Below are 7292 nucleotides of genomic sequence, written 5' to 3'. Positions count from 1 at the left end.
TGCGCCGGAAGTGGGGCGAATTATAGACAGTTACAATTCGCCGTCAACACCTAATTTCAGTTTTATTCGGATTTGAGCGTAATGCGCGCAAAGGCCTTCTTGCCAGCCTGGCAAACGTGGGTAGCGCCCAGCTCGTATATAAAGGTGCGATCCACAACCTCACCATCTATACGCACACCACCGGAACCCAAGAGGTCGCGTGCAACGGCCGAGTTCTTAACCAGGCCAGCCTTATTGAGCACAGCCGCGATCGGCATTGCCTCGGCAGCAGACAACTCAATCTCCGGCAGATCATCCGGCAGCTCGCCATCCTTCATGCGATTACCCGCGGCGCGGTGAGCATTGGCAGCAGCCTCTTCACCATGGAAACGCGCAACAATCTCTTCGGCCAGCTTGATCTTCACGTCACGAGGATTGGCGCCCGCCTCTACTTCAGCACGCAGCGCATTGATCTCATCCATCGAGCGGAAGCTCAACAACTCGAAGTAACGCCACATCAGCGCATCCGGAATGGAGACCAGCTTGCCGTACATCACACCCGGCGCTTCCTGGATACCGACATAGTTGCCCAAGGACTTGGACATCTTCTTGACGCCATCCAACCCTTCGAGCAACGGCATGGTCAGAATGCATTGAGCTTCCTGCCCATACGCGCGCTGCAGCTCACGCCCCATCAACAGGTTGAATTTCTGATCGGTGCCACCCAACTCAACGTCCGCACGCAACGCTACCGAGTCATAACCCTGAACCAGCGGATAGAGGAACTCATGTATAGCGATCGGCTGATTGGTGGAGTAGCGCTTGTCGAAGTCATCACGCTCAAGCATGCGCGCAACGGTGTATTGGGACGTCAGACGAATGAAGTCCGCCGGCCCCATCTTGTCCATCCAAGTGGAGTTGAATGCCACTTCGGTCTTGGCCGGGTCGAGAATCTTGAACACCTGGGTCTTGTAAGTCTCGGCGTTATCGAGCACCTGCTCACGCGTCAGCGGCGGGCGCGTCGCGCTCTTGCCGCTCGGATCACCGATCATCCCGGTGAAGTCACCTATAAGGAAGATGACCTGATGCCCCAGCTCCTGGAACTGGCGCAGCTTATTAATAAGCACGGTATGGCCCAGGTGCAGATCCGGCGCAGTCGGATCAAAGCCAGCCTTAATACGCAGGGGCTGGCCACGCTTGAGCTTTTCGATCAGCTCAGCTTCGACCAACAGTTCTTCCGCACCACGTTTTATCAGCGCTAGCTGCTCTTCAACCGACTTCATAACAGACCCGCAAGGCTCAGATTCAAAAGGGAACCAACCATACAAGATCAGGGACTAATTACAAGTTTTGCCCTGCGAACGGACACCGTTCAGCAAGCCCAGCGTTCGCGAGCTTGCGCCACAGATGATTTGGTTATATTTTATACAGTTATTTCATCTTCATCATGTCATTCATCTTTTCCATTTCATCTTCAAAGTCAAATTACCTATGACCACTGAACCGTCTAAAGCGCCGCCGCTTTACCCGAAGACCCACCTGCTCGCCGCAAGTGGTATCGCCGCCCTTCTCAGCCTGGCACTCCTGGTATTCCCTTCCAGTGACGTAGAAGCCAAACGAACATCCCTGAGCCTTGACCTGGAAAGTCCAGTTGAACAACTGACACAAGATCAAGACGCTTCCGACGCGCAACAAGCCACAAATGCACCGACCGAATCGCCGTTCGCCCAGATAGAAAGCAGCCCGGAAGACACCCAGCAAGCCGCCCAAGAGCCGTCTGCGCCGGTCGCCGATACAGCCAAGAACCCACAACACCGCGAAGTGATCGTGGCCAAGGGCGACACATTGTCGACCCTGTTTGAGAAAGTCGGCCTCCCTGCTGCCACCGTCAATGAAGTATTGGCCAGCGACAAGCAGGCCAAGCAATTTACCCAGCTCAAACACGGCCAGAAACTTGAATTCGAGCTGACACCTGACGGCCAACTGCACAACCTGCACAGCAATGTCAGCGACCTCGAAAGCATCACCCTGACCAAAGGTGCCAAGGGCTTTGCCTTCAATCGCATCACCACCAAACCCGTGATGCGCTCCGCCTACGTACACGGCGTTATCAACAGCTCGCTATCGCAATCCGCAGCCCGCGCCGGTTTGTCCCACAGCATGACCATGGACATGGCCAGCGTGTTCGGCTACGACATCGACTTCGCTCAGGACATCCGCCAAGGCGACGAATTTGACGTGATCTACGAGCAGAAAGTCGCCAACGGCAAGGTCGTCGGCACTGGCAATATCCTCTCCGCCCGCTTTACCAACCGCGGCAAGACCTACACCGCCGTGCGCTACACCAACAAACAAGGCAACAGCAGCTACTACACCGCCGACGGCAATAGCATGCGCAAGGCCTTTATCCGCACCCCAGTGGACTTCGCTCGTATTAGCTCGCGTTTCTCCATGGGTCGCAAGCATCCAATTCTGAACAAAATCCGCGCCCACAAAGGTGTGGACTATGCGGCCCCGCGTGGCACGCCAATCAAGGCTGCCGGCGACGGCAAGGTACTGTTGGCAGGTCGTCGCGGCGGTTACGGCAATACCGTGATCATCCAGCATGGCAACACCTACCGTACGCTGTACGGCCACATGCAAGGTTTCGCCAAGGGTGTGCAAACCGGCGGTACCGTGAAGCAAGGCCAAGTGATCGGCTATATCGGCACTACCGGCCTGTCCACTGGACCGCACTTGCACTATGAGTTCCAGGTCAATGGCGTCCACGTCGACCCACTGGGCCAGAAGTTGCCGATGGCCGACCCGATCGCCAAGGCAGAGCGCGCCCGCTTCATGCAACAAAGCCAGCCGTTGATGGTGCGCATGGATCAAGAGCGCTCCACCCTGCTGGCTTCGGCGAAGCGTTAAGGCATGCCGCTCTATGTAGGCGTGATGTCCGGGACCAGCCTCGATGGCCTGGACATTGCCTTGATCGAGCAATACCCGGCGATCAAGTTGATCGCCACGCACTACATCCCAATGCCAGATACCTTGCGCGCCGAGTTGCTTGCCCTATGCGCCAGCGGGCCGGATGAAATCGCCCGCTCCGCCATTGCCCAACAGAAATGGGTGACCTTGGCCGCACAAGGTATTCACGCTCTACTCGATCAACAAAACCTCAAGCCCCGGGACATTCGTGCGATAGGCAGCCATGGCCAGACCATCCGCCATGAGCCCGCCCGAGGCTTTACCGTACAAATCGGTAATCCGGCTTTGCTCACCGAGCTGACGGATATCACCGTGGTCAGCGATTTCCGCAGCCGCGATGTGGCCGCCGGTGGCCAGGGCGCCCCGCTGGTGCCCGCCTTCCACGAAGCGTTGTTTGGTGAGCACACTGGTAACCGTGCAGTATTGAATGTGGGAGGTTTCAGTAACCTCAGCCTGATCGAGACCGGCAAGCCTGTCGCCGGCTTCGACTGCGGCCCGGGCAACGTCCTATTGGATGCGTGGATTCACCAACAACGCGGCGAACACTTTGATCGCGATGGCCAGTGGGCAGCCAGCGGCAAGGTCGAGCCAACGTTGCTCAACGCCCTGCTCAGCGACCCCTTCTTCGTGACCAAAGGCCCAAAGAGTACTGGCCGCGAAGTGTTCAACCTGCAATGGCTGCACCAACACCTTGGCCGCTTGCCTGTATTTGAGCCTCAGAATGTGCAGGCAACGCTGCTTGAGCTGACCGCCCTGACGATCGTTGAGTCCCTACAGTCGGCCCAATCCCAGACAGAAACATTGCTGGTATGTGGTGGCGGCGCTCACAACGCCACACTAATGAATCGCTTGGCCGCTCTACTACCGTCAACCCACGTCAGCAGCACCGCCACTTACGGCGTGGACCCCGACTGGGTCGAAGCCATGGCCTTCGCCTGGCTGGCGCATTGCTGCCTCGAAGGCATCGCCGCCAACCGCCCTAGCGTCACCGGCGCACGCGGGCTTCGGGTACTGGGCGCGATCTACCCCGCCTAAAAATACCCGGACAGCAAAACGCCGCTTGGCCTATCACAGCCAAGCGGCGTTTTTGTATGCGCTACAGATCAGATCGAGAACGAAGACCCGCAACCACAGGTCGTGGTGGCATTAGGGTTCTTGATCACGAAACGCGAACCTTCCAGACCTTCCTGGTAATCCACCTCGGCACCTGCCAGGTATTGGAAGCTCATCGGATCCACGACCAGGCTCACGCCCTCGCGCTCAACGATGGTGTCATCATCGGCCACATCTTCATCGAAGGTAAAACCGTACTGAAACCCTGAACAACCGCCGCCCGTAACGAATACGCGCAGCTTCAAGCGATCATTACCCTCTTCATCGACCAGGCTCTTCACCTTGTGCGCAGCACCGTGGGTGAATTGCAAAGCCGTGGGGGTGAAGGATTCAACGCTCATGCTGATAATCTCCCGGCGTACCGCCGCCATATGCGTAATGGCGGCATTATCCGCTTCTCCTAGAAAAGCGGTCAACTATTGTTACGGTATATCAAACGCATCATCGGTATGAAAGGCACTTGGGGCTCACCTGACGGCAGGTTTGCTCGTGCTCAACACAGAATCCGGCCGGCGCCATGCAGGGTGAGTCCAGATGCGAGGCTGATTCGTCGATCACAGCCGCGACTCTGACGCCAGCCGCAAAATAATACGCTCGACGATGCAGGCAGCAGCTGTATACGAGTCAACGCTGGGGTGAGCTGAAACCCACCCATTACCTGCGAATTTTGACATCAGACTATCAAGCGTCATGCTCTCTCCCTCGAACGCGACCAGCGTGTTTTTTTCCGCCTCAAAGAGCGCCTTTAACGTCTGGACACGCCCCTCGCTCCAATAAGTGTTAGGCACGTCCGGCGGACCTTTGAGCTCTTTCTTTATAATTTTCTCCTGAACCTGCGCTGTATTACGGCCCTCTTTGCTTAAGCCAAGTTTTTTACTCATGAGCATGTCTTCGCCCCCCGCCACCATATAGGGGTCATAAATACCATCGCCTCTATTCCTACGATAAGGCGCGCGGAGGGAAACAAACTGTTCGGCGGGCCCGTCCCAATCCGACGGTTTCGGCTGCTCAGTATCTCTAAACGGGAGGGGTGGCGTTTGTCGTGTCGGGTAGCCGACACCGAATCCAACTACAGGCTGGTTGGTCGCTTGATGCAGGTTTTCGACTCTACGGCGTACCGCAGGATTTGAATGCCTGGTTTGCTCTGTCGTCACCACATCCTGATCAATCATCATTAAGCGCTCAGGCCTCCATGGTAATGAGTCAGCAAACCCAAGTGCCGCAGCACGCGCAGCGCCAAACCCAGTCAACTTTCCTCCGTCCCAACCGATGATTCTCAGGTTTGGATAAGACTCCAATGCATCGCTCAATACTGATGTATAAGTCGGGTAATCCAACTTATGGACGATGAGAAAGACCGGATCGGAACGACCATCCAACCCAACCCGCATGTTCTTGGGATGCCATGCCAGGCTGTACTCGTTGCGCAAATCCGCCGCAAGCTTATTTGCGCTACCGCCACTGATGACGAGCGCGGGAACAGTATCTTGATTGAAATGAGCCTCTTTTAACTGAGGGCCTCTAATGAAGGAAAGCCAATTGCTGTTATCCCCCGAGAAACTCCGCTCCCCGGCAAGAGTTCTACAGGTTTCGATTCGGTTATGAAGCACCGTCCGCATGCTTTGGCTGACGCCTTCATGGGCCGGTTCAGGCACCTTGACCGGGGAGTATTTACACGCAAGCCTGGTCTCTGGGTTGATCCAGAGAGGATTGGGTTTCAAACGAATGGGGACACTATTCAACGCACGCGGCACAGATCCTGATGCTACGACGACATTTTCATTCTCATCCAGATTGGCCCCTTTAGTCCCGGAAGGGTTATAGGAAAACACTGCGGCGACCGCCTGCAGCCTATTGTCTGAAAGTTTAACTTTCGACAAATCAATAGCAGTTTCATGGGTATTAATATTAGGTAGGGAGTGACTGCGAATCAGCATATTAGCCTCTCAAGTGCCAAGTGCGTCTTTTAAAGACATCATCAGCACCATGCTCTATCACCGAATCCATGGTTGTTAGTGAAGAACAGCACAATATGAGTGGCGAAGGCGGGAAAGAGGTTCCCGTGAAGTGTTGTGAGAGACTATGAGCGGTGGCTGAACAAGGCGCCTACTAACGCGAGGCGCCTTGTTCGATTTTTATAGGCTTATGGCAACATGCCTGCATGCGACAAGCCCAGCTTCTCATCCAGGCCAAACAGGATGTTCATGTTCTGCACCGCCTGGCCCGACGCGCCCTTGACCAGGTTGTCGATCACCGACAGCACGACCACCAAGTCGCCATCCTGTGGACGGTGCACCGCAATCCGGCACACATTGGCACCGCGCACGCTACGGGTTTCCGGATGACTGCCGGCCGGCATCACGTCGACGAACGGCTCATTGGCGTAACGCTTTTCAAACAACGCCTGCAGGTCTACCGAGCGATCAACCACGGTTGCGTACAACGTCGAGTGAATACCGCGGATCATCGGCGTCAGGTGCGGCACGAAGGTCAGGCCCACGTCCTTGCCCGCCGCGCGACGCAGCCCCTGGCGGATTTCCGGCAAATGACGATGCCCTTTTACTGCATAGGCCTTCATGCTTTCCGACGTCTCGGAGTACAGCGATCCGACTGCGGCACCACGACCGGCGCCACTGACGCCCGACTTGCAATCTGCGATCAAGCGCGAAGCGTCCGCCAACCCAGCTTCCAGCAACGGCAGGAAACCCAGCTGAGTCGCGGTCGGATAGCAACCCGGCACCGCAATCAGGCGCGCTTGCTTGATTTGCTCACGATTGACTTCCGGCAGGCCATACACCGCCTCTTCCAACAGTTCCGGCGCACCGTGAGGCTGGCCGTACCACTTGGCCCATTCATCAGCGTCCTGCAGACGGAAATCCGCCGACAGATCGATCACCTTGGTGCCCGCCGCCAGCAGTTCACCGGCCAATGCGTGGGCAACACCGTGCGGGGTGGCGAAGAACACCACGTCGCAGGCGCCCAGGGTCTTGATGTCCGGAACGCTGAACGCCAGACCGTCGTAGTGGCCTCGCAGGTTCGGGTACATATCGGCCACGGCCAGCCCGGCCTCGGATCGGGAAGTGATGACCACCACCTCTGCTTGCGGATGCTGTGCCAACAGACGCAGCAATTCGACACCGGTGTAACCCGTGCCGCCGACGATACCGACCTTGACCATAAACCTGCCCTCAACGAACCCACTGGAAAGCCGTCGATAATAGGGGCCGTAT

At 56.7% G+C, this 7292-nt stretch carries 6 protein-coding genes; 2 read left to right on the top strand and 4 right to left on the bottom strand.

The window, feature by feature from the left end; all coding sequences use genetic code 11:
* Positions 1-62: 62 nt before the first annotated feature.
* A complete protein-coding gene (gene tyrS / locus H096_RS10895) occupies positions 63-1262 on the bottom strand; it encodes a tyrosine--tRNA ligase (protein WP_033898150.1) in 1200 nt (399 codons plus the stop codon).
* Between the two features lie 208 nt (positions 1263-1470).
* Here tyrS and H096_RS10890 point away from each other — a divergent pair, with 208 nt between their 5' ends.
* Both H096_RS10890 and H096_RS10885 read left to right on the top strand, forming a co-directional pair.
* Entirely contained in the window at positions 1471-2889 is a 1419-nt protein-coding gene (locus tag H096_RS10890) for a peptidoglycan DD-metalloendopeptidase family protein (protein ID WP_033898148.1), read from the top strand.
* A gap of 3 nt (positions 2890-2892) precedes the next feature.
* The gene (locus H096_RS10885; protein WP_033898146.1) at positions 2893-3984 is read left to right on the top strand and encodes an anhydro-N-acetylmuramic acid kinase; all 1092 of its coding nucleotides are present in this window, start codon (positions 2893-2895) and stop codon (positions 3982-3984) included.
* Between the two features lie 68 nt (positions 3985-4052).
* Here the strand turns inward: H096_RS10885 and erpA are convergent, their stop codons facing one another.
* From erpA to argC, 3 genes are all read right to left on the bottom strand, one after another.
* The gene (gene erpA / locus H096_RS10880; RefSeq protein WP_003176443.1) at positions 4053-4403 is read right to left on the bottom strand and encodes an iron-sulfur cluster insertion protein ErpA; all 351 of its coding nucleotides are present in this window, start codon (positions 4401-4403) and stop codon (positions 4053-4055) included.
* A gap of 213 nt (positions 4404-4616) precedes the next feature.
* Positions 4617-5999: a hypothetical protein gene (locus H096_RS10875; RefSeq protein ID WP_051422003.1), complete on the bottom strand. Its 1383-nt coding sequence runs from the start codon at positions 5997-5999 to the stop codon at positions 4617-4619.
* A 206-nt stretch (positions 6000-6205) separates the two neighbouring features.
* Positions 6206-7240 carry an N-acetyl-gamma-glutamyl-phosphate reductase gene (gene argC, locus H096_RS10870; protein WP_010206935.1) on the bottom strand — a complete coding sequence of 345 codons (1035 nt, stop codon included), beginning with the start codon at positions 7238-7240 and terminating at the stop codon, positions 6206-6208.
* Positions 7241-7292: the final 52 nt, after the last annotated feature.

Source organism: Pseudomonas sp. FH1 (assembly GCF_000510895.2).
Lineage (GTDB): Bacteria > Pseudomonadota > Gammaproteobacteria > Pseudomonadales > Pseudomonadaceae > Aquipseudomonas > Aquipseudomonas azotoformans_A.
The sequence above is the reverse complement of the archived record's forward strand: the minus strand, read 5'-3'. Positions and strand labels throughout refer to the sequence as shown.

Bases quoted from the DNA above. Each gene is read 5' to 3' on its own strand.
- tyrS (WP_033898150.1), bottom strand. From the start codon at position 1,262: ATGAAGTCGGTTGAAGAGCAGCTAGCGCTGATAAAACGTGGTGCGGAA.
- H096_RS10890 (WP_033898148.1), top strand. From the start codon at position 1,471: ATGACCACTGAACCGTCTAAAGCGCCGCCGCTTTACCCGAAGACCCAC.
- H096_RS10885 (WP_033898146.1), top strand. From the start codon at position 2,893: ATGCCGCTCTATGTAGGCGTGATGTCCGGGACCAGCCTCGATGGCCTG.
- erpA (WP_003176443.1), bottom strand. From the start codon at position 4,403: ATGAGCGTTGAATCCTTCACCCCCACGGCTTTGCAATTCACCCACGGT.
- H096_RS10875 (WP_051422003.1), bottom strand. From the start codon at position 5,999: ATGCTGATTCGCAGTCACTCCCTACCTAATATTAATACCCATGAAACT.
- argC (WP_010206935.1), bottom strand. From the start codon at position 7,240: ATGGTCAAGGTCGGTATCGTCGGCGGCACGGGTTACACCGGTGTCGAA.